Origin of the sequence: Methylosinus trichosporium OB3b (assembly GCF_002752655.1) — a bacterium.
Taxonomy (GTDB): domain Bacteria; phylum Pseudomonadota; class Alphaproteobacteria; order Rhizobiales; family Beijerinckiaceae; genus Methylosinus; species Methylosinus trichosporium.
This window is the reverse complement of sequence record NZ_CP023737.1, coordinates 42,302-68,810: the sequence shown is the minus strand read 5'-3', so window position 1 is coordinate 68,810 and position 26,509 is coordinate 42,302. Positions and strand designations below refer to the sequence as shown.

Sequence of the window (26,509 nt, the reverse complement as noted above, 5' to 3'; positions counted from 1 at the left end):
GCCCTCATCCGACCCTCGCTGACGCGAGGGCCACCTTCTCCCGCAGAGCGGGAGAAGGAGAGAACGTCCAAATTCTAGCTTACAGCCCCAGAGCCGCTTTCAGCTCTTTCAGCTGATCCAGCTTCTCGGCCGCGAGGCGGCGCGCCTCGTCGGTCTTGGCGTCGGCGACATCCTCGCCAGCGTTCTTGATATCCGCGTCGATCTTTGCGGCGTCGAGCTCGGCCACCGGAATCGCATATTCGGCGAGAATGGTGAAACCGCTCAGCCCGACATCGGCGAAACCGCCGCGCACGAACAGCCGATCCTTCTTGCCGGCGTCGTCGATCTCGACGACGCCCGGCTTCAGCACCGTCATCAACGGCGCATGATCTTTCAACACGGTGAACTGGCCGTCGGCGCCGGGCGCGACGACCGCCTCGACCTCTCCCGCGAAGAGAAGCTTCTCGGGAGAGACGAGCTCGAAGTGGAACGTGGCCATGGCGGCGTCCTGCCCCTGTCAGTTGTCAGATCAAGCCGCTTCCTTGGCGAGCTTGGCGGCCTTCTCGACAGCCTCCTCGATGGTGCCGACCATGTAGAAGGCGGCCTCCGGGAGATGGTCGTACTGGCCCTCGACGAGGCCCTTGAAGCCCTTGATGGTGTCCGCGAGCGCGACCAGCTTGCCCGGCGCGCCGGTGAACACTTCGGCGACGTGGAAGGGCTGCGACAGGAAGCGCTCGATCTTGCGGGCGCGCGCCACCGTCAGCTTGTCCTCTTCCGAGAGCTCGTCCATGCCCAGAATGGCGATGATGTCCTGCAGCGACTTATAGCGCTGCAGCGTCGACTGCACCTTGCGGGCGACGTCGTAATGCTCCTCGCCGACGATCGCCGGCGACAGCATGCGCGAGGTCGAGTCGAGCGGATCGACCGCCGGATAAATGCCCTTCTCGGCGATGGCGCGGTTGAGCACCGTCGTCGCGTCGAGATGGGCGAAGGAGGCGGCCGGCGCCGGGTCAGTCAGATCGTCGGCCGGCACGTAAATGGCCTGCACCGAGGTGATCGAGCCTTTGGTCGTCGTGGTGATGCGCTCCTGCAGCGCGCCCATGTCGGTGGCGAGCGTCGGCTGATAGCCCACCGCCGAAGGAATGCGGCCGAGCAGAGCCGAAACTTCCGAGCCCGCCTGGGTGAAGCGGAAGATGTTGTCGACGAAGAACAGCACGTCCTGGCCCTTGTCGCGGAAGTCCTCGGCGACGGTGAGGCCGGTCAGAGCGACGCGGGCGCGGGCTCCCGGGGGCTCGTTCATCTGGCCATAGACCAGCGCGGCCTTGGAGCCGGCGGCGGAGCCGTTCTCGGGCTTCTTGTTGACGCCGCCCTCGATCATCTCGTGATAGAGGTCGTTGCCCTCACGCGTGCGCTCGCCGACGCCGGCGAAGACGGAATAGCCGCCGTGCGCCTTGGCGATATTGTTGATGAGCTCCATGATGATGACGGTCTTGCCGACGCCCGCGCCGCCGAACAGGCCGATCTTGCCGCCCTTGGCGTAAGGCGCGAGCAGGTCGACGACCTTGATGCCCGTCTCGAGGATCTGCGCCTCGGTCGCCTGCTCGGCGTAGGACGGCGCCGGCTGATGGATGGCGCGGCGCGCCGTCGTCTGGATCGGGCCCGCCTCGTCGACCGGCTCGCCGATCACATTGATGATGCGGCCGAGCATCTCGTCGCCGACCGGAACCGAGATCGGCGCGCCGGTGTCGGTCACCGCCTGGCCGCGCACGAGTCCTTCGGTCGAGTCCATGGCGATGGTGCGCACGGAATTCTCGCCGAGGTGCTGCGCGACTTCGAGCACGAGGCGCGCGCCCTGATTGGTGGTCTCCAGCGCGTTCAGGATTTCCGGCAGGTGATCGTCGAACTTCACGTCGACGACAGCGCCGATCACCTGCGTGATGTGACCCGTGCTCGTGGGGGTAGCCATTGTCTCGTCCTCTCGACTGTTGTTCTCGACGTCAGAGCGCCTCGGCGCCCGAGATGATCTCGATGAGTTCCTTGGTGATGATCGCCTGGCGCGAACGATTGTAGAGCGTCGTCTGCTTTTTGATCATGTCGCCGGCGTTGCGCGTGGCGTTGTCCATCGCGCTCATGCGCGCGCCCTGCTCGGACGCGGCGTTCTCGAGCAATGCGCGGAAAATCTGCACCGATATGTTGCGCGGCAGCAGAACGGTCAGAATCTCGTCCTGGCCGGGCTCATATTCATAGGACGGCTGCGGACCGCTCGTCGCCGCCAGATTCTCATTCGTCGGAATCTGCGCCGGAATGAGCTGCAGCGCCGTCGGGATCTGCTGAATCACCGATTTGAACTGCGAGAAGAACAGCGTCGCGACGTCGAACTCGCCGCTCTCGAACAATTCGATCACCTTGCGGCCGATCGCGTCGCCGCTGTCGAAGCCGATCTGGCGCAGGCCGCGCAGCTCGACGAGCTCGATGATGTTTTTCTCATAATTGCGGCGGAGCTGATCATAGCCCTTCTTGCCGACGCAGAGTATCTTGACCGTCTTGCCCTGCCCCTGCAGACGGTTGATGTGCTCACGAGCGAGACGCACGATCGAGGAGTTGAACGCGCCGCAGAGTCCGCGCTCGGCGGTGGCGACGATCAGGAGATGCGTCTCGTCGCGGCCATTGCCGGTGAGCAGCAGCGGCGCCCCTGAGGCGACGCCGCCGGCAAGATTGGCCAGCACCTTCTCGATGCGTTCCGCATAGGGCCGCGCCGCCTCGGCGGCGGCCTGGGCGCGGCGCAGCTTGGCGGCCGCGACCATTTGCATGGCCTTGGTGATCTTCTGCGTCGCCTTGACGGAAGATATGCGGTTTCGAAGATCCTTCAACGAGGGCATGAGAGAACCCGTCTCATTGCGACCAGAACGACGCCGTCATTGCGAGGAGCCGAGCGACGAAGCAACCGACGAGTCGCCTCGCGGCTCAGGATTGCTTCGCTTCGCTCGCAATGACGGGCCAATGTTTCCGGTCCTAGGTTGCGGCGCTCAGGCGAAGGATTTGGAGAAGGCGTCGAGGACGCTCTTCAGCTCGGCCGCCGTGGCGTCCGGCAAATCCTTCGTCGTGCGGATCGACTCGAGGATATGCGCATATTGCGTGCGCAGCAGGCTCAGCAGACCATCCTCGAAGGCGCGCACGCGGCCGACCGGCAGCGGATCGAGATAGCCGTTGACGCCGGCGTAGATCACGCAGGTCTGCTCTTCCATCTTCAGCGGCGAGAACTGCGGCTGCTTGAGCAGCTCGGTGAGCCGCGCGCCGCGGTTGAGCAGGCGCTGCGTCACCGCGTCGAGATCGGAGCCGAACTGCGCGAAGGCGGCCATCTCGCGATACTGAGCGAGCTCGCCCTTGATCTTGCCGGCGACCTTCTTCGTCGCCTTGGTCTGCGCGGCGGAGCCGACGCGCGACACCGAGAGGCCGACGTTCACCGCCGGACGAACACCCTGATAGAAGAGGTCCGTCTCGAGGAAGATCTGGCCGTCGGTGATCGAGATCACATTGGTCGGGATATAGGCCGACACGTCGTTGGCCTGCGTCTCGATGACCGGCAGAGCAGTCAGCGAGCCGGCGCCGCGATCGTCGTTGAGCTTGGCGGCGCGCTCGAGCAGACGGGAGTGCAGATAGAACACGTCGCCCGGATAGGCCTCGCGTCCGGGGGGACGGCGCAGCAGCAGCGACATCTGGCGATAGGCGACGGCCTGCTTGGAAAGGTCGTCATAGACGATCACGGCGTGCAGGCCGTTGTCGCGGAAATACTCGCCCATGGCGCAGCCGGCGAAGGGCGCGAGGAACTGCATCGGCGCCGGATCGGAGGCCGTGGCGGCGATGACGATCGAATAATCGAGAGCGCCGCGCTCCTCCAGCACCTTCACGAATTGCGCGACGGTCGAGCGCTTCTGGCCCACGGCGACATAGACGCAGTAGAGCTTGGCCTTCTCGTCGTCGCCGTCGTTCAGCGACTTCTGGTTCAGGATGGTGTCGAGCGCCACCGCGGTCTTGCCGGTCTGGCGGTCGCCGATGATCAGCTCGCGCTGGCCGCGGCCGATCGGGATCAGCGCGTCGATGGCCTTGAGGCCGGTCGCCATCGGCTCATGCACCGACTTGCGCGGAATAATGCCGGGCGCCTTCACGTCCACGCGCGAGCGCGACTCGTAGAACACCGGACCCTTGCCGTCGATCGGATTGCCGAGCGCGTCCACGACGCGGCCGAGCAGCCCTTTGCCGACCGGAACGTCGACGATCGCGCCCGTGCGCTTGACGGTCTGGCCTTCCTTGATGTCGCGGTCGGAGCCGAAGATCACGACGCCGACATTGTCGCTCTCGAGGTTGAGCGCCATTCCAGTGACGCCGTTCTCGAACTGCACCATCTCGCCGGCCTGGACATTGTCGAGGCCGTAGACGCGGGCGATGCCGTCGCCGACGGAGAGGACCTGACCGACCTCGGTGACTTCGGCCTCATTGCCGAAATTAGCGATCTCGTTCTTGAGGATCGCGGAAATCTCTGCGGCGCGGATAGCCATCAGCCGACCTCTTTCATGCGTGTGCGAATGGAATTGAGCTTGGTCTTCAGCGAGGCGTCGACCATGCGGGAGCCGAGCTTGACGACGAGTCCGCCGATGATCGACGGATCGACCTTCACGTCGAGATCCACGGTCTTGCCGCCGGTGACGCCGGCGAGCGCCTCGCGCAGCGCGCTCTCGTGATGATCGGCGAGCGGCGCCGCGACCGTCACCTCGGCGCGCACGAGCCCCTTGGAGGCGTCGTGCAGCTTCTTATAGGCGACGATCATGTCGGGGAGGACGAACAGGCGGCGCTTGGAGGCGACGAGCCGGATGAAATTGGCGGCGATGCCGGAGATCTCGGCGCCGGCGAGAACGGGGCCGAGGGCCTTGATCTGAGTCTCGGCGGAGAACACCGGGCTCTTCACGAGGCGCTTCAGATCGGCGCTCTCCTCGATCAGCGCGCCGAAACCGGCGAGCGCCGCGGCGACCTCGTCGGCCGAGCCCTGCTCCGTCGCGAGATCGAACAGGGCCGACGCATATCGGCCCGCTACTCCGGATAGATCGTCTCCGCCTGAAGCCACTTCAGTCTCGCTCTCGGATCGACGTTGCTCGAGGCTTCTCGCGCGCGTTGCGCGCGATACGGTGGCGTCCCGCAATGGCCTCGAGCAACTTGATTATCGGGGGAAGGAGCAAAGGCGGCGACGCCAGAGCTCCAAAGGCGCCCGTCCCCTAACACGGACCATTTTGCAGCGCAACCCTGCGGCGACCGCAGCGCGAGCAGTTTCCAAGACCGCCTAAAAAAGCGCCATCCGGCGACTCTCGGCGCGGAGCCGGGCGCACCGGCTCACGGCAACGCCTTCAGTTCCAAATTCATGCGCGAATGCAGCCGATACAGCTTCAGGAGCTGCTGAACACGCTCCGACCCGCAGCCGTTTCTTGCAATGTCGGCTTTGACATTCTGCCGCACACCGTCGACGACGAGCTCCACGCGCTTCGTCAGTTCATTGTCCGCGAGCAGCGGGTTACGCTCCTTTAGCGCTATCGCCGCCCGCAACGAGACGCCCTGCATCGTCGTTAAAAACTGCGTCTCGGTCGCCGGATCGACGCCGTCGCAATCGAGCGCGGCGACGCGGCTCGCGAGAAAATTCTGCCAAATCCGCACGATATCGAATTGCCCCGGACAAAGGCTCGCGGACCCCATGAGAACGATCGCGAACGAGAGGAAAGTCCGATGAGGGAAGCACCGGCGATGGAGACGTCGACAAATCATAGCGAAAGAACCATTCGTAATCTCGTGGCGTTCAGGTAAACTGAAACGAGGTCCGCGACAAGGCGCGGATAGCGGGACGAGCGAAAGAGGCTTTCTGTATGACGCGCGCAGTGGTCGGCATCATCGGAGGATCGGGCGTCTATCATTTGCCCGGGCTGCGCAACATTCGCGAGGAGCGGGTCGCGACCCCCTGGGGCGATCCGTCCGACGCGCTGCATTTCGGCGAGGTCGGCGAGACGCCGGTGGTCTTCCTGCCGCGCCATGGACGCGGCCATGTGCTGTCGCCGTCGGGCATCAATTACCGCGCCAATATCTTCGCGCTGAAGCAGGCGGGGGTCACCGATCTCGTCTCGGTCTCGGCCTGCGGCTCGTTCAAGTCGGAGCTCTATCCGGGCCTGTTCGTACTGCCGGATCAATTCGTCGACCGCACCTTCGGCCGGCAATCCTCCTTCTTCGGCAATGGCTGCGTCGCGCATGTGTCGATGGCGCATCCGGTCGCGCCTCTGCTGGCGGCGCGGATCGCCGCCGCGGCGGAGGCGGAGAGCATCGGCGTCGTGAAGGGCGGAACCTATGTGTGCATGGAGGGTCCGCAATTCTCGTCCTATGCGGAATCGTTGAGCTACAAGGGCGCGGGCTATGACGTGATCGGCATGACGGCAATGCCGGAAGCCAAGCTCGCGCGCGAGGCCGAGCTCTCCTACGCGACCATCGCCATGGTGACCGATTTCGATTGCTGGCATCCCGAGCATGACGACGTCGATGTGGCGGCCGTGATCGCGGTGGTGCGCTCCAACGCCGACAAGGCCAGCCGTCTGCTGGCGCGGCTGCTCGCCGATTTCCCAAAAGCGCACGAGCCCTGCCCCATCGGCTCGGATCGCGCGCTCGACACCGCCATTCTCACAGCGCCGGAGGCGCGCGATCCGCAGCTCCTCGCCAAGCTCGGCGTCATTCTCGCGCGCGCCGGCGGCGCCCCGAAATGACGCCGCGCTCCTGCGCGAGCCTCGCTCGAACTCGGGAGATCGTCGTGCGAACCGTCCCATTGCTCGCCGGCCTGATGCTGGCGGCGCCGGCGCTCGCGCAGAGCGGCAAGCCGCTGCGCGATTATCCCGTGGTCGAGGTCGCCGGAACGGCGGTCGAGCATGTGGAGCCCGATCGCGCCGACGTCACGCTCGGCGTCTTCGCCGAGAAGCCGACGGCGGCGGAAGCGACCGCCGCGCTGGCGCGCCAGTCCACGGGGCTGATGCAGCAGATCGACGCCACCGGAATCGCGCGCAAGGATATGCGGACGACCAGCGTCGATGTGACGCCGATCTACGCCGAGGCGCGCGAGCCGAAGACGCAGATCGTCAAGCAGACGCTCACCGGCTTTCGCGCCTCGACCCGGCTCGTCGTCGCCACCGGCGACATCGAGCATGTGGGCGAGCTGGTCGCCAAGCTCCTCGCCACCCACGCCAATCAGCTCGAGGGCGTAGAGTTTCGCATCAGCGACCGCGCCGAGCGCGAGGATGCGCTGCTCGGCAAGGCCGTCGCCAATGCGCAGAAGCGCGCGCGGCTGCTCGCCGAAGGCGCCGCGATGAAGCTCGGAGAGCTCGTCGAGATCGACGCCGGGCAGAGCGCGCCGATGGCCTATGCGTCCGCCAAATCGGCTCGCGGCATGGCGGCGGAAGCCGCAGCCTCCGTCGCCATTCGGCCGGGAGAAGAGCGCCTCGAGGCGCATGTGCGCACGCTCTGGCGCCTGCTGCCGAAGTAGCGTCAGGTGCAATATTCGTAGAAGCGCCGGAGACATACCGGTTTGTCCGATAATGGCGCAGTTGCAGCTAGCGGACAAGCTAGCCGCAGACCGCCTGCGATGGGCGAAGGATGCGCTTTCGCTCGGAATGCGGTAAGGAGAGGCTGAACAAACCATCAGCGAGCATTCCGACATGCCTCTCGCCTCCGCGATCCGCACCATTCCCGACTATCCCAAGCCCGGCATCATGTTCCGCGACATCACGACGCTGCTCGGCGACGCCAGAGCGTTCCGCCGCGCCGTGGACGAATTGGTGCAGCCCTGGGCCGGAACCAAGATCGACAAGGTGGCGGGCATGGAGGCGCGCGGATTCATTCTGGGCGGCGCCGTGGCGCATCAATTGTCGGCTGGCTTCGTGCCGGTGCGCAAGAAGGGCAAGCTGCCGCACACGACCGTTCGCATCGCCTATTCGCTCGAATACGGAGTCGACGAGATGGAGGTGCACGAGGACGCCGTCGTCAAGGGCGAGCGCGTCATTCTCGTCGACGATCTCATCGCCACCGGCGGCACGGCGGAGGGCGCGATCAAGCTGCTGCAGCAGATCGGCGCCGAGGTCGTCGCCGCCTGCTTCGTGATCGACCTGCCCGATCTCGGCGGCGCCAAGAAGATCGAAGCGCTCGGCGTGCCGGTGCGCAAGCTCGTCTCCTTCGAGGGCCATTGACGCGGGAGAGCGCTTTCCGATCGAACGGAATTCGCTCGAACGAAAGAGCGCTGGGGCGATTCACCGCCCCGCATTAGCCTTTTGTTTGCCTTGTTCGGGTTCTGTAATGGCTCGTCTCGCTCGCGTTCCGTCGTAAACGGGTTCCCATGAGGACCAGCAAGCCGCGCTTCTTTCTGCTGGCCGCCGCTCTGTCGTTCGGCCTCGTCGAAGCGTGCATGTTCGCGGCCCTCGCCTGGAACGCGCCGACCGCGGACACAGGCGTCGCCGTCGTCCCGCGATCATCGCCAGAGACTGCGCTCGCGACGTCTCGCCTCGTCGGCGCGCCCGCTGGCGCCCTGTTGCAGAATCTCGCATCGCGGCGGCCGACGCCCACGCCCCTCGAGCAGCCGCAAACGGCCGTCGCCGCGCTCGCCCGCGTCGATGCGCCCACCGACGTCGCCGCGCCTCTGCCGCCGCCTCGCCCTATGGAATATGCGTCACTGGGCGCCATAGAGGTCATCGCGCCGGAGCCGCCCCTGCGTCCGCGCGAATTCGGCCCGGCCAGCTCCGCTCCGTTCGCCGAAGCCGCGCCGCCGCAAGAGGCGGCCGCCGCGCCGGCGCCGACGATCTCGCTCGCGTCGCTGCTGCCGACGAGCGATTCGCCGGGGCCGCTGCAACGTCGCGAGGACGGCAATTTTCGCCTCGGCGCCGCCGCCTATGTGCGCATCTTCAAGAAAGAGGGCGAGCTCGAATTATGGCTGAAGCGGGACGGCCGCTATTCGCTCTACAAAACCTATCCGATCTGCAAATGGTCCGGCCGCCTCGGACCGAAGCTGCGCTCCGGCGATTATCAGTCGCCGGAAGGATTCTACAGCGTCTCGGCGCGCCAGCTCCATCCGAGCTCGGCCTATCATCGCGCCTTCAACATCGGCTTTCCCAACGCCTATGATCGGCAGAACGGCCGCACCGGCGGCGCGCTGATGGTGCATGGCGCGTGCAAGTCTGTCGGCTGCTTCGCCATGACCGACAAGGTCATCGAGGAAATCTACGGCGTCGTCGAGGCGGCGCTGCGCGCAGGCCAGCACGAGGTGCCGGTGCATATTTTTCCGTTCCGCATGACCGAAGAGGCGCTCGCCAAGGAGACGCGCGGCGACTGGAGCACCTTCTGGGCGGTTCCGCCGGAATATCAGCAATGGACGGCCTTCTGGCAAAATCTGAAGGAGGGCTATGATCTCTTCGAGCGCACGGGCGAGCCGCCGACCGCCTATGCCTGCGGCGCGCGCTACGGCTTCGCGGCGGACGGCGCCTGCACGCGCATCGCCGGCTGGTGAGAGCGAGCCTTCGCGCGGCGCCACGGCGCGGCGCTTGCATCGAATCCCTCGCGCGAAACATTGCGTTCGCGAGGAGGAGACGAAATGACCAATGGAGTTCCGGGGACCATCGACCACGAGGATTTCGTCCGCGTCGTGGAGGACCGGTCCTGTCACATCATCGATGTGCGCGAGCCGAACGAATATGCCGCCGGCCATATTCCCGGCGCCGAGAACAAGCCGCTATCGCGCTTCTCGCCGGACGCCGATCTGCCGCGCGGCGAGCCCATCGTTCTCGTCTGCCAGGCCGGCGGCCGCTCGGCCAAGGCGCTGAAGGCGGCGCAGGACGCCGGCTTTTCCGACATTCGTCATTACGCGCCGGGCACCGGCGGATGGCGCAGCCGCGGCGGCGCTCTCGACATGTGACGCGAGGCTGTTGTTTTCGAAATCTCCGAAGCGCGAGCCTGAAAGCTCGCGATCCAAGCGCACGACCCTGGACCGCGAGCCTTCAGGCTCGCATCTCTCCGCGAACAAGCGTCCGACGGGATCGCCGAAGTCGACGGCGGTTCCCGATCCGCCGCCATCCGGCGTCGCCGTCGGACGCGAGCTTTCCCCCTCGCGAGGGAAACAGCTTTCAGCGGAACAATTGCGTCAAGGAATGCATCAGGATCAAAAAGAATCCGAGCACTCCGCCAATTCCGAACAACGCTTTCGCGACCGAGTTGCTTTTCGTCTGCATGATCGACGTTCCTTCCGATAGCGAGGGCCATCGACGCAGAGCCTATCGGAGCGGCGCAGGCCGAAAACCGCCAACACCGCGATTGTGAAGGGTCCAGCCCCTCTCTTGACATCTCCGCCCCGGCCGATCGAAGCTCGCAGCGGCCCTGCGACAACAACGAAAAGCCGAAACGGAGGGGTCCAATGTTGCGTCCTTGGACGTTCCAACTGACCGAACGGATCGATGCGCGCCGTGGCGCGCCGCTCTATCTGCAGATCGTCCACGCGCTGATTCACGAGATCGAGCGCGGACGCCTCGTCCCCGGCGCGCCGCTGCCGAGCAGCCGCGAGCTCGCGGCCTCGCTCGGCGTCAATCGCAAGACCATCGTGCTCGCCTATGACGATCTCGTCGCGCAGGGCTGGTTCTCGACCGACCGCACGCGCGGCACTTTCGTCTCTGCGCAGCTGCCCGAGACCAAGCCCGGCAAGGCCGCGCGCACGGACATGCGCTGCGCCGAATTCGACTTTCGCGCGCCGCCGGAGCCGCGGCTCGTCTTCGCCGGACAAGACCGCGTCGTCATCGACGACGGACTGCCCGACCCGCGCCTCTTCTCGGTCGAGACACTGCTGCATGCGCATCGCGAAGCGGGACGACGCGCCGCGCGCTCGGGCGGGCTCGGCTATGGCGATCCGCGCGGCGCGCTCGAGCTGCGACGCATGATCTCCGAGATGCTGGCGACGCATCGCGGCATCGTCGTCGGCGAGGACGAGATTTGCGTGACGCGCGGCAGCCAGATGGGCATTTTCCTCGCCGCGCGCATTCTGCTCTCTCCCGGCGACGCCGTTCTGGTCGAAGGTCTGTCCTACGCATCGGCGCGCGACGCTTTCGCCGCCGCGGGCGCCGAGGTGATCGGCGTCGGGCTCGACGCCGAAGGGCTGAATGTCGACGATGTCGAGCGCGAATGCGCGCGGCGCAATGTGCGCGCCGTCTATGTGACGCCGCATCACCAGTTTCCGACCACGGTCTCGCTCACTCCGGAGCGGCGGCTGAAGCTGTTGCAGATCGCGGCGAAGCATCGCTTCGCCATCATCGAGGACGATTACGATCACGAGTTTCACTTCGAGCGGCAGCCGCTGCTGCCGATGGCGAGCTATGCGCCCGGACGCACGATCTATGTCGGCTCCATGTCGAAGCTGCTGCTGCCGGGGCTGCGCGTCGGCTATATCGCCGCGCCGCAGGAGGTCGCGCGCGCCATCGCCAATGTCGCGGCGACGATCGACCGCCAGGGCAATGCGCTGACCGAGCTCGCCGTCGCCGAGCTGATCCGCTCCGGCGAGTTGCGGCGCCATGTGCGCAAGGCGCGGCAGATCTATGCACGCCGGCGCGACGCCTTCGGCGCCTCGCTGCGCCGCGTCTTCGGCGCCCGCGTCGATTATTCGGTTCCGGACGGCGGCCTCGCCTATTGGGCGACCTTTCCCGATGCGGCGACGCTCGACGCGCTCGAGGCGAGCGCCGCGGACAATGGCGTGCGCATGCTGCCCTCGACCTCCTTCGCCGCGCCGCAGCAGACGGGCCGCGGCCTGCGCCTCGGCTTCGGCAGCCTCGACGAAGCGGAGGCCGCGCGCGCCCTCTCGCGCCTCGCCGGCGCGCTCGGCGAGGAGTCCGCCGGGCGGGCCGAGCTGGACGAAGCCGCCGCGAGGCGCCACATATGAGCCGCCTCTTCGCGACTGAGGATCCGCATGGACGCCACTACTGAGCCCGCCGACCGCGACGAACCGCGCATGCCTGCGGATGCGCGCGCGCTCGTCGCCGGCGACGCGCTATGGGCCCATGTCCGGCAAGAGGCGGAGGCGATGGCCCGCGATGCGGCGCTGGCCAGCCTCGTCGTCGCATCCGTGCTCAATCGCCGGTCCTTCGAGGATGCGGTTATCCACCGCGTCGCCTCGCGCCTCGGCAATGGCGCCGTCCCCGCCGATATCATCGTCGACGCCTTCGCTCGTGCGCTCGATGACGATCCGTCGATCGGCGCCGCCTTCCGCGCCGACGTCAAGGCGATCGTCGAACGTGATCCGGCCTGCAGGCGCTTCATCGAGCCCCTGCTCTTCTTCAAGGGATTTCACGCCATCGCGACGCATCGCCTCGCGCATCGTCTGTGGACGAAGGGACAGACCGACTTCGCGCTCTATCTGCAGAGCCGCTCCTCCGACGCTTTTCAGACCGACATTCATCCCGCCGCGCGCTTCGGCCGCGGCGTGTTTCTCGATCATGCGACCGGACTCGTCGTCGGCGCCACGGCGGTGGTGGAGGACGATGTCTCCATCCTGCAGAACGTCACGCTCGGCGGCACCGGCAAGGAGAGCGGCGATCGTCATCCGAAGGTGAGACATGGCGTCATGATCGGCGCCGGCGCGACGATTCTCGGCAATATCGAGGTCGGCGCCTGCTCGCGCATCGCGGCGGGCTCCGTGGTGCTGCGCCCCGTGCCGCGCAATGTCACCGTCGCCGGCGTGCCGGCGAGCGTCATCGGCGCCGCCGGCTGCGCCGAGCCGGCGCGCGACATGGATCAGCTGCTGAGCCGGCTGTCTTATGATTCGTTCAGCTATTCGATTTGACGGCGACGAGAAGCCTATGGCGAAGCACCGGATCTATACGACGAGCTTTGCGAGCGTTTATCCACTCTATGTCGCCAAAGCGGAGAAAAAAGGACGCACCAAGGCCGAGGTCGATCAGATCATCTCCTGGCTGACGGGCTATAGTGCGCAAGAGCTGCTCGCCCAATTGGAGCAGCGGACCGACTTCGAGACGTTTTTCGCGCAGGCGCCGCATATGAATCCCGCGCGCGCTTCGATCACGGGCGTCGTCTGCGGCGTCCGCGTTGAAAAGGTCGAGGAGCCGACCATGCGAGAGATTCGCTATTTGGACAAGCTGATCGACGAATTGGCGCGGGGCAAGGCGATGGATAAAATTCTGCGGACGAATTGATTGCCGGCCATCCTATTTCTACTGCGTCAAACGCAGTATCTTTTTGATGCATCCCAGCGAAAATGGGGCTCGTCATTGCGAGCGAAGCGAAGCAATCCAGAGCCGTGAGGCGACATCTTCCGATATTTCGCGGCGGCTCTGGATTGCTTCGTCGCTTCGCTCCTCGCAATGACGCTCCCCCGATGTTCATGGGCTTGTAATGACGCAGTAGAACTATTCACACCCCTCGAACAGCGAGCCTTCAGGCTCGCTGTTCGCGCGCGTCGGATGACGTGAGCCGACGCCGCGCCCTGCGCATGTCGACCTCTTCAATCGCGCTCGGGCTTGCCGCGGCCGACGCGCGCCGCGAGCTCCGAAAACGGGACGTCTTTCCCGACCGCGCCCCCCGCGAGAGCGACGCGCAGGAAGCGGGCGGGGAAACAGATCGCGTCGATATTGGCGTCGCGCAGCTCGCGCGGGCGGTTGGGATCGCAAGCGAGACGCGTCTCGACGCCGGCGAGCAGAGCGTCGATCTCTTCGGGCTGCATCAGTCCTTTGTCGCGCAAGGCGCCGAACAGCGCCGTGAGCGTTGCATAGAGTCCCTCGAGCTGAAGATTGGCTGTGTTCATGATCGCCTCACACCGTCGTCGCCGATGAGAGGCTAACCTCGATCGCTGGGATTCGATCCATAGCGAAACGCGAAATCTCCCCGAGCCGGCGCGCCGATCAGCGCCCGGCCGTCGTGGCCGGTCGCGATCATGTCGAGCATCAGGCCCGGCTCCGCTCCGGGCGTGCGCATCGGCGTAAAATCCACGGCGCGAGCGAGGCCGCCGCGCTCGGTCAGGACGCGCAGCCGCTTGCCGCGCTGCGCCTCGAGATGACGCGTGAGCGCCGCATCGCCCGCGGCGCGCAGCCGCGCCGCGCGCGCCTTCACCGTCGCGCCGTCGACCTGCGGCATGCGCGCCGCCGGCGTCCCCGGTCGCGGCGAGAACGGGAAGACGTGCAGATGCGTGAGCCCGCATTCCTCGACGAGATCGAGCGTGCGCGCGAACATGTCTTCCGTCTCGGTCGGAAAGCCGGCGATGAAATCGGCGCCGAGCACGATGTCGGGCCGTGCGTCGCGCATCTCGGCGCAAAAGTGAATGGCGTCGGCGCGCGAATGGCGCCGCTTCATTCGCTTCAAGGTGAGATCGTCGCCCGACTGCAACGATAAATGCAGATGCGGCGCGAGCCGCGGCTCCTCGCCCATCAGATCGAGCAGATCGGCGTCGGTCTCGATACAGTCGATCGAGGAGAGGCGCAGACGCTCGAGCTGCGGCGTCGCGCGCAAAATTTCGCGCGCGAGGGCGCCGAGCGTGACGTCCTCATGACGATAGCTGGTGAGATCGACGCCGGTGAGCACGATCTCGCGCCGCCCCACGGCGACGAGCCGCCGCGCCTCGGCGATCACATCAGCGGGCGCGGCGGAGCGCGAGGGCCCTCGTCCGAACGGAATGACGCAGAAGGAGCAGCGATGATCGCAGCCGTTCTGCACGGCGAGAAAGGCGCGCGTCTGCCCTTCCGAAGCGCTGCGCGCGAGCGGCGCGTCCTGCGCCTCGCCGAGCACGCGCGTCACGCCCGCCATCGTCGCAAAGCTCGCCGGATCGATGCGCGCCGCGCAACCGGCGACGACAATCTCGGCCGACGGCCGCTCGCGATGCAGACGGCGGATCGCCTGCCGCGCCTGACGCGTCGCCTCGGCCGTCACCGCGCAGGTGTTGACGATGACGAGATCCCCGCCCTTTACGCGCGCGTCGCTCAGCAGCGACTGCGAATCGACGACATTGAGCCGGCAGCCGAAGGTGACGACCTCGACCGCGCTCAACGCTCTTGCTCGCTGAAGATGCGTGGATCGAGCCGCGTCACGAATTCGAGCTCGACCGGGCCGGTCATCATCACATGATCATCGGCGCCCCAATCGATGTCGAGATCGCCGCCGGGGAGCCGCACCCGCGCCTCTCGCCCGCTGAGACCAGCGCGCGACGCCGCGACCAGAGTCGCGCAGGCGGCCGAGCCGCAGGCTTTGGTGACGCCGGTACCGCGCTCCCAGACGCGCAGCGCGATCTCGCCCGGAGCGAGCACGCTGGCGAAGGAGACGTTCACGCGCTCGGGAAACAACGGATGAGTTTCGATGGGCGGGCCCAACGCTTCGAGAGCGATCGCCGCCGGGTCCTCGACGAAGAACACCGCATGCGGATTGCCCATGTTCACCGCCGAGAAGAACTCCGGCGCGCCGATGACGGCGGGCGCCAGCGCCACGCGCGCCGTGTCGGCGCCTTCGCCGGCCAGCGGAATCGCGCGCCAGTCGAGCCTCGGCGCCCCCATATCGACCGAGAACAGCGTCTCGCCCCGGCGCCAGCTGCGAATCGGCCCGGCGTCGGTCTCCAGCAGCAGCGCGTCGCCCTCCCCCTTCTCACCGAGGACGAAAGCGACGCAGCGCGTGCCATTGCCGCAGGCGCCCGAGCGTGAGCCGTCATTGTTGTAGATGCGCATGAAGGCGTTGGCGCCCGCCGCGCGCGGCTCATGCAGCGTCATCAGCTGGTCGAAGCGCAGCCCCGACGCCCGGGCGATGGCGCGCGCCTCGGCCGCCGTGACCTCGTGGCTGGCCCCGCGCAGATCGAGCACCAGAATCTCATTGCCGGCGCCGTTCATGCGGTGGATCGGCCGGTCGGAGAGCGGACTGGTCATGATGACGTTCATTTCCTGTTGCAGGAGTATATAGAAGAATCGACCGCGACGCGCCAAGGCCGTCGCCCCCGGCGTCGGCGCCTTTCGCGCCTGCGCCTCGGGCCAGGCCAGAGCTTTTCAAAAAAGGAGTGTAGTTTCATGCAGATGCTGAAAGGCCTCTGGGGTTGGCTCGCCGCGCTCGTCGCCATTGTCGTGGTCGGCGGCTATATCGCAACGCAAAAATTCGCCGGCGATTCGCCCGTCGTCGCGCCCGCGCAGGTGGCGCAGGCGCCGTCCGCCGCAGCTCCCGCCACGCCCGAGAGCCCGCTGGCGCCGACGCCCAAGCTCGATCTCGACGCGCCCGCCGCGCAGGAGACCGTCGAGCCGCCGATCGAATCGCCCGTCGATCCGATCGCCGGCCAGGCGATCGACATTCCGGCGCGTCCGGTGGCGCGGCTGCGCGGACAGGGGACCTGGACCGACGGGCTGAAGACGCTGGGCGAGGCCGTGGCCAAAACGAAGGCCGCGGCCGAGAAAGCGGGACTGAAGGCGGACGGCCGCCCGCTCGTCGCCTTCACCGAGACCGATGACAATGGCTTCCATTTCGAGGCGATGCTGCCGCTCGCCAAAGCGCCGGAGGGCAAGCCCAAGCTCGACAGCGGCGTCGAGATCGGCGCCTCGCCCGCCGGCAAGGCGCTGAAGTTCCAGCATCGCGGCCCCTATGCCGAGATCGATTCGACCTATGAAGCGATCACCGCCTTTCTCGACGAGAAGGGCCTCGACACGAAAAACCTGTTCGTCGAGGAATATCTCACCGATCTGCAGACGAGCGACGACGATGGCCTCGAGGTCGACATCTATGTCTTCCTGAAGTGAGAATCGGCGGACGCCGCCAGCCGGCGTTCCGCTTTTGCTGGCCTGCGGCCGGCGATCGTCTATGATCGCGCGCGATCGCGCCCCGCGCGCGCTGCTTGGATATAAAAACCGATGAATGGCGAGTTCACCGCCGGTTTCGAAATCTTCGAGATCATCTGGATCGACCTCCTGCTTTCCGGCGACAACGCCGTCCTGATCGCCCTCGCCTGCCATAAGCTGCCACCGGCCAAGCGGCGCTGGGGCGTCGCGCTCGGCGCCGCGGGCGGCGTGCTGCTGCGCGTCGCATTCGCCTTCGTCGTCATTCAGATGATGGGCCTGCCGGCGCTGAAGGCGCTCGGCGGCGTGCTGCTGCTCGGCGTCGCTATCAAGCTGCTCATCGACGAGACGGAGCACAACGTCGCCGCCAAGGAGGATCTCTGGGGCGCCGTCGCCGCCATCGTCATGGCCGATGCGGTGATGTCGCTCGACAATGTCATCGCCATCGCCGGCGCGGCGCGCGGCTCCATGCCGTTGATCATTTTCGGCCTCGCCGTCTCCGTGCCGATCGTGGTGTTCGGCGCGGGGCTGCTGATGCAGGCGCTGTCGCGCTTTCCCATTCTCGTCTGGTTCGGCGCCGGCCTGCTCGGCTGGATCGCCGGCGAATTGATCGTCACCGATCCCGTCTGGGAGCGCTTCGGCTGGACCGTCCCCGAGCATCTCGACCTCGCTTCGTCGATCGCCGGAGCCGCGCTGGTGCTCGCCGCCGGCTGGATCGCCTTGCGTCTAGAGGAGCGCGCCGAGGCGCGGAGCAAGGCGCAGGGCGGAGAACAATGACCGCATGCTGGCGCTGAAGGCGACCGCTGTCCTGCTCGTCGCCGCCTATCTGGCGGCGACGGCGGCGCTCGCGCTGTTTCAGCGCCGCCTGCAATATCTTCCCGATTCGCGCCATGTCACGCCGATCGAAGCCGGGCTCGACGGCGTCGACGAACTGCGTCTTTCCACCGAGGACGGCGAGACTCTCGTCGCCTGGGCCGCCCCGCCGCGCGAGGGGCGGCCGTTCCTCCTCTATTTCCACGGCAACGCCGGCGCGCTGATCGACCGCATTCCGCGTTTTCGCGGCTTCATCGAGCGCGGCTATGGCTTTCTCGCCGTCGCCTATCGCGGCTATGGCGGCTCCACCGGCGCGCCGACTCAGGACGGGCTGATGCGCGACGCCGACGCCGCCTATCGCGCGGCGCTCGCCCGCGGCGCCGATGCGCGGCGGCTGGTGCTGATCGGCGAATCGCTCGGCTCTGGCGTCGCCACGGCGCTGGCGGCGACCCATGAATCCGCGGCGCTCGTGCTCGACTCGCCGTTCTCCTCGGCCGTCGACGTCGCCGAGGCGCGCTATGGGCTGATCCCGGTGCGCTGGCTGATGGCGGACCAGTTCCGCTCCGATCTCGCCATCCGCGAGGTGCGCGTGCCGCTGCTGATCGCCCATGGCGACAAGGATGCGGTCGTGCCGATCGCGCTCGGCCGGCGGCTGTTCGATCTCGCCAACGAGCCGAAGAGCTTCATCCTCGCTCCCGGAGCCGGCCATCTCGTGCTCGGACGCGAGGAGATTTACCCCCGCCTCTTCGCCTGGATCGATGCGACGCTGGACGCGACGCAGACAGTGGAGCGGTAAGACGGCAGGCTCCGTTGGCTCGCGCAAACGTCGGACAAAGATGACGGCGTCCGCCGCCGCCTCTCCCCGCAGGCCTACGGAGTTCACGGAAGCGATTCCCAAAGCGTTGCATTTGCGCTTCACAGGTCCGAGCGAATCGGATCGGAGGCGGGTCATGGGGTTTGGGGTCGGCGACATTCGTGTCGAGCGCAGCGGCGACTGGCTGATGGAGCAGATCGCGGCGACGGGGTCGCTGACCTTGCGTAAGGTCGGGGCCTCGCGCAGCGGCGAGATGCGCGCCCATCGCTTCCTGTCGTCCGGCTTCGCCTCGGTCGAGGCGATCATGGAGACGCTGGGCGCGCGCACCGCGGAGCGCTGCGCCGGTCGCCGGGTGGTGGCCGCACAGGATACGAGCGAGATCAATTTCGCCGGCCGCTCGGCCAAGCGTCGCGGCCTGGGGCCCGCCGGCAATGGATGCGATCCTGGCTTCTTCATCCATCCGGTGCTGGCCATAGACGCCGATGACGAGGCCGTAGTCGGCCTCGTCGACGCGCGGATCTGGACGCGTCCGCAGACGAAGGCGCCGGCGCGGCGCGGCCGCGCTTTCGAGGACAAGGAATCGGCGCGCTGGCTCGAAGGCTGCGCGAGCGCCGCAGAGCAGCTCGGCGCGGCCGCCGAAGTCACCGTCGTCGGCGACCGCGAGAGCGACATCTTCCAGCTTTTCGCGCGGCGTCCCGAGGGCGTCCATCTCGTCGTGCGCGCCGCCCAGGATCGCCGTATCGAAGGCGGCTCTCTCTTCGAGGCGGCCGCCGCGGCCGCGCCGCTGACGACGACAATGACCAAGGTCGCGCCGCGCGGGCCGGGCGACAAAGGGCGCCTCGCCAGGGTCGAGCTGCGCGCGGTCCGCGTCCGCCTCCTCGCCCCGGCCTCCCTCTCCGCGAAGGAAAAGACGGGCGCGCCGGCTGTCGAGCTGACGCTGGTGGAGGCGCGCGAGATCGAGCCGCCGGAAGGCGTCGCTTCGCTGCTGTGGCGGCTCCTGACCACCCATGCGGCCGAAACCGCCGAACAGGCGCGCGAGATCGTGCGTTGCTATCGCTTGCGCTGGCGGATCGAGCAATTGTTCCGCACCCTCAAAAGCGACGGGCTCGCGCTCGAGGACAGCCAGATCGTCGACGCCGAGCGGTTGATGCGGCTCTCGGCGGTGGCCCTCGGAGCGGCGGCTCGCATCATTCAACTGGTCGACGCGCGCGACGGCGGCCCGCGCTCCTGTGGCGACGTCGTCGACGAGGCCCTGGTCGAGCCGCTCGAGGCGATCGGCAAGACCTTGGAGGGCAAGACGGAACGGCAGAAGAACCCGCATGAGAAGGGCTCGCTCGCATGGCTCGCTTGGATCACAGCCCGTTTGGGAGGCTGGAACTGCTACTACAAGCCGCCCGGCCCCAAGACGATGCGAGACGGATGGAACCGCCTCGCCTCCATGCTCGCCGGATACGCCATCGCAACAGCCAAAGCGTTTCCGTGAATCCCGTAGCCCCGCAGGCGGGGAGAGGGGCGGCAAGCGCCGTTGGCTCTGCGCGAAAACCTCGGAAAAAGGCGACGGCGTCCGCCGCCTCAGCCCCGCCCGCCCTGCTTGGCGACGGGTTGGTTCGGATCGATCGACAGCGCGCGCTGATAAGATTCCGCGGCCTTGGCGCGATTGCCTTGGCGATCATAGGCGAGGCCGAGCCAAGCCCAGGCCGGCGCGCTCTTGTTGTCGACATTGAGCGCGGCGTTGAAATCCTCGATCGCCTTGTCGTATTTGCCGAGGGCGACGAGGCTCTCGCCACGCGCCTGATAAGGCGCTGCGGCGAAGGGATCGCGATCGATGGCGTTGTCGAAATCCGTCACCGCGCGGAGATTGTCGCCGCGCTTCTGATGGATCAGCCCGCGCGCGTGAAACGCCTGTGCGCTCTCGGGATTGAGACGGATCGCCGCATCGAGATCGATCAGCGCCTCGTCGAGATTGCCTTGCGCGCGCAGAAGATTGGCGCGGCCGATATAGGCCGGGGCGTGATTGGGGCTTACAGTGATGGCGCGGTCGAAATCGAGCCGCGCCTGATCGCTGCGGCCGATCTGCCGGAAGGCCAGCGCGCGATTGGTGAAGGCGGCGGCGCTATTGGGGTCGGACTGGATCGCCTGCGAGAAATCGGCGATCGCCTCCTGGAACTGGCCGACCTTGGCGTGGGCGACGCCCCGCGTGTTGAACGCCTCGGCGCTCGGATTGCGGCGAATCACCTCGGACAGCGATTCGATATTGGCCGAGGCGGCTTTCGGATCGCCGACTTCGGTCTCGGCGAAGCCGCGACCCGGCGGACGCAGCATGCCAGCGGTCTCGCAGCCGGCGAGCAGAAGCAGCGCCAGACCTGCGCCGAGGCGACGCAGCGTCTCCGGAGACATCCGGCGAACCGCCGGCGCGAGCGGCAATTCCATTCCGTTCCTCCCGGAGCCGAGACGAAACGCGCGTGTTGCGCTGACGATGTCGGCAGGGCCGCGAGGACGGCCGGGCCGAACGAGAACTCAGCGGCCGCCGGCGGCCGGCTTGGCCTTGACGGGCAGCAGGCCTTCGCGCTGCAGCTTCTTGCGGGCGAGCTTGCGAGCGCGGCGCACCGCCTCGGCCTTCTCGCGCGCCCGCTTCTCCGAGGGCTTCTCATAATGGCCGCGGAGCTTCATCTCGCGGAAAATGCCTTCGCGCTGCATCTTCTTCTTCAGCGCCTTGAGAGCCTGATCGACATTATTGTCGCGGACGAGAACTTGCACGAAGCGATCCTGTTTCTAGGGACGCGGCGGCCCCGGTTGGAGTGCGTTTGGCGGCTATAACGCGGGAGTGATAATAGCCCATCGGGCGCTAACGGAGCGCCTGATCCGTAGGAAAAGCGGGATAACAGAGTCGCCGGGGATTGTCCACCGCGGGCGGCTCGGGAAAAACCGAATCCGCCGAGAGGCGCGCGCGAATGGGCGAGGCTCCGCGCCGTTCGTGTTATGGGGCGAGACGTAGACGCAAGCGCCCGGGAGGCTGCTCCCCGCGCGAAGCTGTGAAGAGAGGACATCCTTGACCGGCGCCGGAACCGACCATACGAGGCCCAAGATCGAGGGCGGCCCCACGATCGTGCTGGTGCGCCCGCAGCTCGCCGTGAACATCGGCATGTGCGCGCGCGCCATGGCCAATTTCGGCCTTTCGGACCTGCGCCTCGTCGCCCCGCGCGAGGGCTGGCCGACGCGCGATCCAGTCTATCGCGAGGCCTCCTATTCCGCCGCCGCCGGCGCAGCCTTTCTGCTCGACAGCGCCAAGCTCTATGAGACGGCGCGGGAGGCGATCGCCGATCTTACCTTCGTCTACGCCGCCACCGCGCGCGAGCGCGGCCAGATGAAGCCGGTGACCACCCCGGCCGCCGCTCTGCCGCAGACCGTGGCGCGAATCGCCGCCGGCGAGCGCCATGGCGTGATATTCGGCCCCGAGCGCACCGGTCTCGACAATGACGAGGTCGCGCTCGCCGATTCGATTCTCACCTTTCCGGTCAATCCCGCCTATGCGTCGCTCAATCTGGCGCAGGCGGTGCTGCTCACCGGCTATGAATGGTTCCGCGCCGCTCATGGCGACGCCATTCCCTTCGACAACAGCGAGCGCTCGCCGCCGGCGACACGTGAGATGACCCTCTCTTTCTTCGATTTTCTCGAGCGTGAGCTCGATGAGCGACAGTTTTTTCGTCCCGAGACCAAGAAGCCGGTGATGTCGCGCAATTTGCGCAACATGTTTCATCGCATGGGCTTGACCGAACAAGATGTTCGCACGCTCCGGGGCATGGTGGTCCGCCTCATCGAAGGCCCGCGCCGCGAGCCCAAGAAGGCGAGCCGGCGCAATCCTTCCGAGCCCGAGTAGCGCGGCGACGGAAAGCCCCCTCATCGCACCGGCGGCGCATACATCAGACCGCCCTCGGTCCACAGCGCGTTGAGGCGGCGGTCGAGACCGAGCGGCGAGCCATGGCCGAGATTGCGCTCGAAGACCTCGCCGTAATTGCCGACATGCTTGACGATGCGATAGGCCCAGTCGGGCTCGAGGCCGAAGCCTTCGACGCGCCCGCCCTCGACGCCGAGCAGGCGGCGCGTGCGCGGATCGGCCGATTTCAGCGCCTCGTCGACATTGGTCGAGGCGACGCCGAGCTCCTCGGCGTCGAGCATGGCGAAATAGGTCCAGCGCACGACGTCGAACCATTGCGCGTCGCCCTGGCGCACGATCGGCCCGAGCGGCTCCTTGTCGATGAGCTCGGCGAGGATCGCGTGCCGGTCCGGCGCCTCGAGCCGCGCGCGCTCGGCCGCGAGCGTCGACAGATCCGCGGTCAGCGCGTCGCACTGGCCCTGCGCATAGGCTTCCGCCGCCTCCTCGAAGCTCGGAAACAGCCGCGGCTCGACCGGCTTATCGCTGGCGCGCCGGCCGTCGACGAGATCGAGCTCGAAGGATGTGCCCTGCTGGACGCAGATCGACAGCCCCGCAAGATCGCGCCGCGACTGGGCGGCGCGCTTGCGGGCGGTGAGAAAGCCCTGCCCGTCGAAGAAGAGCGTCGCCACAAAGGCGACCCCCTGCCCGGCGTCGCGCGCCAGCGTCCAGGCGGCGCCATGCGCGAGAAGATCGACCTCGCCCGTCTGTAGCGCTTTCAGCCGCTCCTTCGGCGTCAGCGCGACGATCGAGGCGCGAGACGGATCGTCGAAGATCGCCGCCGCCACGGCGCGGCAGAAGTCGACGTCGAGCCCGCTCCACTCGCCTTTCTCGTCCTGTCGGGCGAAGCCGGGCTGGCCGGCGCCGACGCCGCAGAGCAGACGGCCGCGCTCGGTCACCTGCCCCAACGTCGCGGCGCGGACAGCGAGGCCGGAGGCGCGCGCCGGCGCGAGAGGAAGGAGCAGCGCGAACATCGCCGCGACGAGACAGGACAAGCGGGCAAGCATCCACATATCTCTCATTTCCGCTCCTCGCGGCGGAACGCTCGAAACCCGCTATATTGCGAGCGAATAGAGTCGACTCCGCTCGACGATGAAAGGCCCGGGTTTGCGAACATGAGCGAGACTAACGAGGAATCAAGGCGAAAAATGCGAAGCCGCACGCGGCTCGCCCATGCCGGGCGCAAGCCCTCGGAGCAGTTCGGCTTCGTGAACACGCCGATCTACCGCGGCTCGACCGTGCTGTTCCCCGACACGGCGGCGCTGCTGGCCAATCGCGGCGCCTATACCTACGCCACCAAGGGCACGCCGACGATCCGGGCGCTCGAGGAGGGCTGGAGCGAAGTCTCCGGCGCCGCGGACGCCGTCGCCGTCCCCTCCGGCCTCGCCGCGATCAATCTGGCGCTGCTGACCGCGGTGAAGGCGGGCGACCACATCCTCGTGACCGATTCCTGCTATCTGCCGGCGCGCATCTTCTGCGACGACGTGCTGAAGCGGCTCGGCGTCGAGACCACCTATTACGATCCGCGCATCGGCGCCGACATCGCGAGCCTGATGCGGCCGAGCACATCCGCCGTGCTGACCGAATCGCCCGGCTCGCAGAGCCTCGAGGTGCAGGACATACCGGCCATCGCCGCCGCCGCGCATGAGCGCGGCGCCTGCATCATTCTCGACAACACCTGGGCGACGCCGCTGTTCTTCCCGCCGCATGAGCACGGCGTCGATCTCGCCATAGAGGCCGGCACCAAATATCTCTCCGGCCATTCCGATCTCCTGCTCGGCCTCGTCTCGGCCAATGCGAAATGGGCGCGGCGCCTGCGCGCGACCTATGACGCGCTCGCCATCTGCCCGGGGCCCGAGGACGTCTTCCTGGCGCTGCGCGGCCTGCGCACGATGGAGCTGCGCCTGCGCGAGGCGGAGCGCGCCGGACTCGACCTCGCGCGCTGGCTCGCCGCGCGCGAGGAGGTTGCGCGCGTCATTCATCCGGCATTGCAGACACATCCGGATCATGCGTTGTGGAAGCGCGATTTCTCCGGCTCGACCGGGCTGTTCTCGATCGTGCTGAAGCCGGTCTCGCAGAACGCGCTGGCGGCGATGCTCGACGGGCTGGAGCTGTTCGGCCTCGGCTATTCCTGGGGCGGCTATGAGAGCCTGGTGCTGCCCTTCGATTGCGAGAGCTATCGCACCGCGACGCGCTGGGCGCCGGAAGGTCCGGCGCTGCGCTTCTCGGTCGGGCTCGAGGATCTCGATGACCTGAAGGAGGATCTCGAAGCCGGCTTCGCGCGTCTGCGCGAGACGAGCGGAAATGGCGGAAAAGACTAAAAAACGACAGAGCTTCCGTTACGTAGTTCCCCCCGATTTCGTCTGCGACGAAATGTCCGTAAGGATAGCCCCGAACGCAGCGGGTCCAGGGGAAGCGTTCCGGGGAGAGTGCATCATGGCTCATCAATCGAGCGCGGTGGGCAGAGCGCCCACTTCGAAGGAGGCGCGAACGCCGCCCTCGCGGCGCCACGACGCGCTGCTCGCCTCCTATCTGCTGGGGCTCAAGCATGGGCCGGCGGCGGTTCGCGATCTCATCGTCGCCGATCTCGACGGCTTCCTCGACCTCGGCGCGACGCGCCGCGCAGCGGATCAGCTTCTGGTGCTCCACGCTTTTCTGGCGCGCTATCCGGAGGCCGCGCGGGGCGTGCGGGCGGTTGAGGCGTGATGGACTTTTGAGGCGCGCTCCGCCATATTCGGGCTATGAGCGCGCTCCTTTTCGATACTCTCCGTTTGTCCCGCACGCTGCGGGACAAAGGGCATTTCACCACCGAGCAGGCCGAGACGCTCGCCGAAGCGCTGGGGGAAGCGGGGCAGGACGATCTCGCCACCAAAGCGGATCTGGCGAGACTCGAAGGCAAGCTCGAGGCGAAGCTCGCCGAGGCCAAGGCTGATATTCTCAAATGGGTCGTCGGCGCGATCGGCTTTCAGACCTTGGTGATCCTCGGCGCGTTGGTGTCGCTCGCGCGTATTTTCGCGAAGTGAGGAGCGCGCATCGACGAATGAGCGCGCGAAAGCCGAAAGCGAGCATTGGACCTTCGCCGCTCCGCCGACCATGAGCGGCCCTACTCTTCGACACGCTTCGATCGTCCCGCATGCTGCGGGACAAGGGACGCTTCAGCTCCAAGCAGGCGGAAACGCTCGCCGAGGCGCTGGGCGAGGCCATGCAGGGCGGTCTCGTATCAAGGCGGATGTGGTCACGATCGAGGCGGACTCGGGAAAGCTCAGGGCCGAACTGAAATCCAGCATCTCCGAGGCCAAGACCGATATTTTGAAATGGGTCGTCGGCGCGGTCGGCTTTCAGACCATCCTGATCTTCGCGGGCGGATCTCGCTCGCGCGCGTTTTCGCGAAGTGAGATCTGCGCCGGCGCTCCCGGAGACGGAAAGCACGTATACAGGTCGACGGCCCACGCTCGGCGGGCCGTCGCGACAGCGGCAAATTTCGTCAGAATGTCACGCGCGCAGAGCCCATGAATCTCCTCGGCGAGCCGAACATCAGATTGCCGAGGCCGTCGCTGTTCACGAAATACGTAGCTCGCCATGCCGCCGACGCCTGATAGAGCGCATCGCGGAAATGTTCGGCCACCACGCCACGGGGAAGCACGCCCGCGGCGCTCGCCGTTCCGAACGGGAAGTTTTCATTGTTGCTGCCGCCGTTGAGGAAATTTGCGGAGAATCGGTGCCGCAACGTCCAGCTCTCGTCGAAAGCATGAGACAGGGCATAGCCGAATCTCACTTCCTCGACGCTCGCGCGAGGCGCGTCATAGAGGTTGGTGGAGCGGGACAGGTTGGAATCCGAGGCGGACTGCCGAAGACCGGAATTCCATTGATGAACGGATCGCGGGTGTTCAGATAATGAAAATCGAAGGTGATCTGGGTGGCCGCGTCGATCTCCCATCGCAGCTTGGGGGCAATGAACACGCGCTCATTCTGGGCGAAGTCGATGAAGGAGCCGGCGTTTTCATATGCCATATCGAATCGATAAAAGAGCCCATCGCCGGCGCTGACCGGACCGCCGAAATCGAGCGTGGTCCGATAGAATGCGAATGAGCCGATCTGCTGTTCCACGGCGTGAAAAGACTGCACGAG

Annotated in this window: 29 protein-coding genes and 1 pseudogene; 16 read left to right on the top strand and 14 right to left on the bottom strand. The window is 66.7% G+C overall.

Translation table 11 applies throughout. From position 1 onward, the window contains the following. Positions 1-79 precede the first annotated feature (79 nt). From CQW49_RS00310 to CQW49_RS00285, 6 genes and pseudogenes are all read right to left on the bottom strand, one after another. On the bottom strand, positions 80-478 hold the full coding sequence (locus CQW49_RS00310; RefSeq protein ID WP_003611245.1) for a F0F1 ATP synthase subunit epsilon: 399 nt from the start codon (positions 476-478) through the stop codon (positions 80-82). Between the two features lie 30 nt (positions 479-508). After that, positions 509-1,924: pseudogene (atpD, locus tag CQW49_RS00305) on the bottom strand (F0F1 ATP synthase subunit beta); the annotation flags it as partial. Between the two features lie 52 nt (positions 1,925-1,976). After that, positions 1,977-2,858, bottom strand: coding sequence for a F0F1 ATP synthase subunit gamma (locus CQW49_RS00300; protein WP_003611247.1), 882 nt, complete (start codon positions 2,856-2,858; stop codon positions 1,977-1,979). A gap of 147 nt (positions 2,859-3,005) precedes the next feature. Beyond that, entirely contained in the window at positions 3,006-4,535 is a 1,530-nt protein-coding gene (gene atpA / locus CQW49_RS00295; protein WP_003611249.1) for a F0F1 ATP synthase subunit alpha, read from the bottom strand. After that, the gene (locus tag CQW49_RS00290; protein ID WP_003611251.1) at positions 4,535-5,098 is read right to left on the bottom strand and encodes a F0F1 ATP synthase subunit delta; all 564 of its coding nucleotides are present in this window, start codon (positions 5,096-5,098) and stop codon (positions 4,535-4,537) included. The genes atpA and CQW49_RS00290 overlap by 1 nt, the downstream gene beginning before the upstream one ends. Before the next feature lie 263 nt (positions 5,099-5,361). Continuing rightward, positions 5,362-5,718, bottom strand: a complete 357-nt coding sequence (locus tag CQW49_RS00285) for a hypothetical protein (protein WP_003611252.1) — start codon at positions 5,716-5,718, stop codon at positions 5,362-5,364. 167 nt (positions 5,719-5,885) lie between these two features. Between CQW49_RS00285 and CQW49_RS00280 the strand changes: the two genes are divergently transcribed. The 8 genes from CQW49_RS00280 to CQW49_RS00245 all read left to right on the top strand — a co-directional run bounded on the left by CQW49_RS00280 (position 5,886) and on the right by CQW49_RS00245 (position 13,226). After that, positions 5,886-6,767 (top strand): S-methyl-5'-thioadenosine phosphorylase, encoded by an 882-nt coding sequence (locus CQW49_RS00280; protein ID WP_003611253.1) that lies wholly within the window; start codon positions 5,886-5,888, stop codon positions 6,765-6,767. A 44-nt stretch (positions 6,768-6,811) separates the two neighbouring features. Continuing rightward, positions 6,812-7,537: an SIMPL domain-containing protein gene (locus CQW49_RS00275; RefSeq protein ID WP_003611255.1), complete on the top strand. Its 726-nt coding sequence runs from the start codon at positions 6,812-6,814 to the stop codon at positions 7,535-7,537. Between the two features lie 172 nt (positions 7,538-7,709). Then, complete coding sequence (locus tag CQW49_RS00270) at positions 7,710-8,237, top strand: adenine phosphoribosyltransferase (RefSeq protein ID WP_003611256.1); 528 nt, start codon at positions 7,710-7,712, stop codon at positions 8,235-8,237. A gap of 146 nt (positions 8,238-8,383) precedes the next feature. Then, positions 8,384-9,547, top strand: a complete 1,164-nt coding sequence (locus tag CQW49_RS00265; RefSeq protein WP_003611257.1) for a L,D-transpeptidase family protein — start codon at positions 8,384-8,386, stop codon at positions 9,545-9,547. Between the two features lie 84 nt (positions 9,548-9,631). Beyond that, positions 9,632-9,952 carry a rhodanese-like domain-containing protein gene (locus CQW49_RS00260; protein ID WP_003611258.1) on the top strand — a complete coding sequence of 107 codons (321 nt, stop codon included), beginning with the start codon at positions 9,632-9,634 and terminating at the stop codon, positions 9,950-9,952. Between the two features lie 495 nt (positions 9,953-10,447). Next, on the top strand, positions 10,448-11,956 hold the full coding sequence (pdxR, locus tag CQW49_RS00255; protein WP_003611260.1) for a MocR-like pyridoxine biosynthesis transcription factor PdxR: 1,509 nt from the start codon (positions 10,448-10,450) through the stop codon (positions 11,954-11,956). A gap of 27 nt (positions 11,957-11,983) precedes the next feature. Continuing rightward, positions 11,984-12,856 (top strand): serine O-acetyltransferase, encoded by an 873-nt coding sequence (gene cysE / locus CQW49_RS00250; RefSeq protein ID WP_003611261.1) that lies wholly within the window; start codon positions 11,984-11,986, stop codon positions 12,854-12,856. A gap of 16 nt (positions 12,857-12,872) precedes the next feature. Further along, positions 12,873-13,226: a DUF2200 domain-containing protein gene (locus tag CQW49_RS00245; protein WP_003611262.1), complete on the top strand. Its 354-nt coding sequence runs from the start codon at positions 12,873-12,875 to the stop codon at positions 13,224-13,226. A gap of 308 nt (positions 13,227-13,534) precedes the next feature. On the opposite strand, the gene CQW49_RS00240 is transcribed toward CQW49_RS00245, so the two are convergent. Genes CQW49_RS00240 through dapF form a run of 3 tightly spaced genes read right to left on the bottom strand, consistent with a single transcriptional unit; the run spans position 13,535 to position 15,932 of the window. Then, on the bottom strand, positions 13,535-13,834 hold the full coding sequence (locus CQW49_RS00240; protein WP_003611264.1) for a hypothetical protein: 300 nt from the start codon (positions 13,832-13,834) through the stop codon (positions 13,535-13,537). 32 nt (positions 13,835-13,866) lie between these two features. Continuing rightward, positions 13,867-15,069, bottom strand: coding sequence for a MiaB/RimO family radical SAM methylthiotransferase (locus CQW49_RS00235; protein ID WP_003611266.1), 1,203 nt, complete (start codon positions 15,067-15,069; stop codon positions 13,867-13,869). Beyond that, positions 15,066-15,932 carry a diaminopimelate epimerase gene (gene dapF / locus CQW49_RS00230; protein WP_003611267.1) on the bottom strand — a complete coding sequence of 289 codons (867 nt, stop codon included), beginning with the start codon at positions 15,930-15,932 and terminating at the stop codon, positions 15,066-15,068. The genes CQW49_RS00235 and dapF overlap by 4 nt, the downstream gene beginning before the upstream one ends. A 138-nt stretch (positions 15,933-16,070) precedes the next feature. Between dapF and CQW49_RS00225 the strand changes: the two genes are divergently transcribed. From CQW49_RS00225 to CQW49_RS00210, 4 genes are all read left to right on the top strand, one after another. Then, entirely contained in the window at positions 16,071-16,787 is a 717-nt protein-coding gene (locus CQW49_RS00225; protein ID WP_003611268.1) for a GyrI-like domain-containing protein, read from the top strand. A gap of 111 nt (positions 16,788-16,898) precedes the next feature. After that, positions 16,899-17,600 (top strand): TerC family protein, encoded by a 702-nt coding sequence (locus CQW49_RS00220; protein WP_003611269.1) that lies wholly within the window; start codon positions 16,899-16,901, stop codon positions 17,598-17,600. A 4-nt stretch (positions 17,601-17,604) separates the two neighbouring features. Then, entirely contained in the window at positions 17,605-18,432 is an 828-nt protein-coding gene (locus tag CQW49_RS00215; RefSeq protein ID WP_003611271.1) for an alpha/beta hydrolase, read from the top strand. A gap of 154 nt (positions 18,433-18,586) precedes the next feature. Continuing rightward, positions 18,587-19,933: an IS4 family transposase gene (locus tag CQW49_RS00210; protein ID WP_024749416.1), complete on the top strand. Its 1,347-nt coding sequence runs from the start codon at positions 18,587-18,589 to the stop codon at positions 19,931-19,933. Between the two features lie 89 nt (positions 19,934-20,022). Here CQW49_RS00210 and CQW49_RS00205 read toward each other — a convergent pair whose 3' ends face one another. Beyond that, positions 20,023-20,880: a tetratricopeptide repeat protein gene (locus tag CQW49_RS00205; protein WP_003615424.1), complete on the bottom strand. Its 858-nt coding sequence runs from the start codon at positions 20,878-20,880 to the stop codon at positions 20,023-20,025. Positions 20,881-20,967: 87 nt separating this feature from the next. Next, a complete protein-coding gene (gene rpsU / locus CQW49_RS00200) occupies positions 20,968-21,207 on the bottom strand; it encodes a 30S ribosomal protein S21 (RefSeq protein ID WP_003615425.1) in 240 nt (79 codons plus the stop codon). Positions 21,208-21,499: 292 nt separating this feature from the next. On the opposite strand from rpsU, the gene CQW49_RS00195 reads away from it, so the two are divergent. Next, positions 21,500-22,327: an RNA methyltransferase gene (locus CQW49_RS00195; protein ID WP_003615427.1), complete on the top strand. Its 828-nt coding sequence runs from the start codon at positions 21,500-21,502 to the stop codon at positions 22,325-22,327. A gap of 20 nt (positions 22,328-22,347) precedes the next feature. On the opposite strand, the gene CQW49_RS00190 is transcribed toward CQW49_RS00195, so the two are convergent. Next, entirely contained in the window at positions 22,348-23,388 is a 1,041-nt protein-coding gene (locus tag CQW49_RS00190) for an amino acid ABC transporter substrate-binding protein (RefSeq protein WP_024749417.1), read from the bottom strand. Positions 23,389-23,529: 141 nt separating this feature from the next. Between CQW49_RS00190 and metC the strand changes: the two genes are divergently transcribed. The 3 genes from metC to CQW49_RS00175 all read left to right on the top strand — a co-directional run bounded on the left by metC (position 23,530) and on the right by CQW49_RS00175 (position 25,404). After that, positions 23,530-24,702, top strand: coding sequence for a cystathionine beta-lyase (gene metC, locus CQW49_RS00185; RefSeq protein ID WP_003615430.1), 1,173 nt, complete (start codon positions 23,530-23,532; stop codon positions 24,700-24,702). A gap of 115 nt (positions 24,703-24,817) precedes the next feature. After that, a complete protein-coding gene (locus CQW49_RS00180; protein WP_003615432.1) occupies positions 24,818-25,087 on the top strand; it encodes a hypothetical protein in 270 nt (89 codons plus the stop codon). Between the two features lie 65 nt (positions 25,088-25,152). After that, positions 25,153-25,404: a CCDC90 family protein gene (locus CQW49_RS00175; protein ID WP_338065191.1), complete on the top strand. Its 252-nt coding sequence runs from the start codon at positions 25,153-25,155 to the stop codon at positions 25,402-25,404. 461 nt (positions 25,405-25,865) lie between these two features. Here the strand turns inward: CQW49_RS00175 and CQW49_RS00165 are convergent, their stop codons facing one another. Together CQW49_RS00165 and CQW49_RS00160 are read right to left on the bottom strand one after the other, a co-directional pair. Then, positions 25,866-26,156 (bottom strand): hypothetical protein, encoded by a 291-nt coding sequence (locus CQW49_RS00165; RefSeq protein ID WP_003615436.1) that lies wholly within the window; start codon positions 26,154-26,156, stop codon positions 25,866-25,868. After that, the gene (locus CQW49_RS00160; RefSeq protein WP_024749420.1) at positions 26,153-26,488 is read right to left on the bottom strand and encodes a hypothetical protein; all 336 of its coding nucleotides are present in this window, start codon (positions 26,486-26,488) and stop codon (positions 26,153-26,155) included. Before CQW49_RS00160 ends, CQW49_RS00165 begins: the two co-directional genes overlap by 4 nt. Positions 26,489-26,509: the final 21 nt, after the last annotated feature.

What these genes read in the sequence shown, in the direction of transcription:
- CQW49_RS00310 (WP_003611245.1), bottom strand. Translation starts at nt 478, where the DNA reads ATGGCCACGTTCCACTTCGAGCTCGTCTCTCCCGAGAAGCTTCTCTTC.
- CQW49_RS00300 (WP_003611247.1), bottom strand. Translation starts at nt 2,858, where the DNA reads ATGCCCTCGTTGAAGGATCTTCGAAACCGCATATCTTCCGTCAAGGCG.
- atpA (WP_003611249.1), bottom strand. Translation starts at nt 4,535, where the DNA reads ATGGCTATCCGCGCCGCAGAGATTTCCGCGATCCTCAAGAACGAGATC.
- CQW49_RS00285 (WP_003611252.1), bottom strand. Translation starts at nt 5,718, where the DNA reads ATGGGGTCCGCGAGCCTTTGTCCGGGGCAATTCGATATCGTGCGGATT.
- CQW49_RS00280 (WP_003611253.1), top strand. Translation starts at nt 5,886, where the DNA reads ATGACGCGCGCAGTGGTCGGCATCATCGGAGGATCGGGCGTCTATCAT.
- CQW49_RS00270 (WP_003611256.1), top strand. Translation starts at nt 7,710, where the DNA reads ATGCCTCTCGCCTCCGCGATCCGCACCATTCCCGACTATCCCAAGCCC.
- CQW49_RS00265 (WP_003611257.1), top strand. Translation starts at nt 8,384, where the DNA reads ATGAGGACCAGCAAGCCGCGCTTCTTTCTGCTGGCCGCCGCTCTGTCG.
- CQW49_RS00260 (WP_003611258.1), top strand. Translation starts at nt 9,632, where the DNA reads ATGACCAATGGAGTTCCGGGGACCATCGACCACGAGGATTTCGTCCGC.
- pdxR (WP_003611260.1), top strand. Translation starts at nt 10,448, where the DNA reads ATGTTGCGTCCTTGGACGTTCCAACTGACCGAACGGATCGATGCGCGC.
- cysE (WP_003611261.1), top strand. Translation starts at nt 11,984, where the DNA reads ATGGACGCCACTACTGAGCCCGCCGACCGCGACGAACCGCGCATGCCT.
- CQW49_RS00245 (WP_003611262.1), top strand. Translation starts at nt 12,873, where the DNA reads ATGGCGAAGCACCGGATCTATACGACGAGCTTTGCGAGCGTTTATCCA.
- CQW49_RS00240 (WP_003611264.1), bottom strand. Translation starts at nt 13,834, where the DNA reads ATGAACACAGCCAATCTTCAGCTCGAGGGACTCTATGCAACGCTCACG.
- dapF (WP_003611267.1), bottom strand. Translation starts at nt 15,932, where the DNA reads ATGACCAGTCCGCTCTCCGACCGGCCGATCCACCGCATGAACGGCGCC.
- CQW49_RS00225 (WP_003611268.1), top strand. Translation starts at nt 16,071, where the DNA reads ATGCAGATGCTGAAAGGCCTCTGGGGTTGGCTCGCCGCGCTCGTCGCC.
- CQW49_RS00220 (WP_003611269.1), top strand. Translation starts at nt 16,899, where the DNA reads ATGAATGGCGAGTTCACCGCCGGTTTCGAAATCTTCGAGATCATCTGG.
- CQW49_RS00215 (WP_003611271.1), top strand. Translation starts at nt 17,605, where the DNA reads ATGCTGGCGCTGAAGGCGACCGCTGTCCTGCTCGTCGCCGCCTATCTG.
- CQW49_RS00210 (WP_024749416.1), top strand. Translation starts at nt 18,587, where the DNA reads ATGGGGTTTGGGGTCGGCGACATTCGTGTCGAGCGCAGCGGCGACTGG.
- CQW49_RS00205 (WP_003615424.1), bottom strand. Translation starts at nt 20,880, where the DNA reads ATGGAATTGCCGCTCGCGCCGGCGGTTCGCCGGATGTCTCCGGAGACG.
- CQW49_RS00190 (WP_024749417.1), bottom strand. Translation starts at nt 23,388, where the DNA reads ATGCTTGCCCGCTTGTCCTGTCTCGTCGCGGCGATGTTCGCGCTGCTC.
- metC (WP_003615430.1), top strand. Translation starts at nt 23,530, where the DNA reads ATGCGAAGCCGCACGCGGCTCGCCCATGCCGGGCGCAAGCCCTCGGAG.
- CQW49_RS00180 (WP_003615432.1), top strand. Translation starts at nt 24,818, where the DNA reads ATGGCTCATCAATCGAGCGCGGTGGGCAGAGCGCCCACTTCGAAGGAG.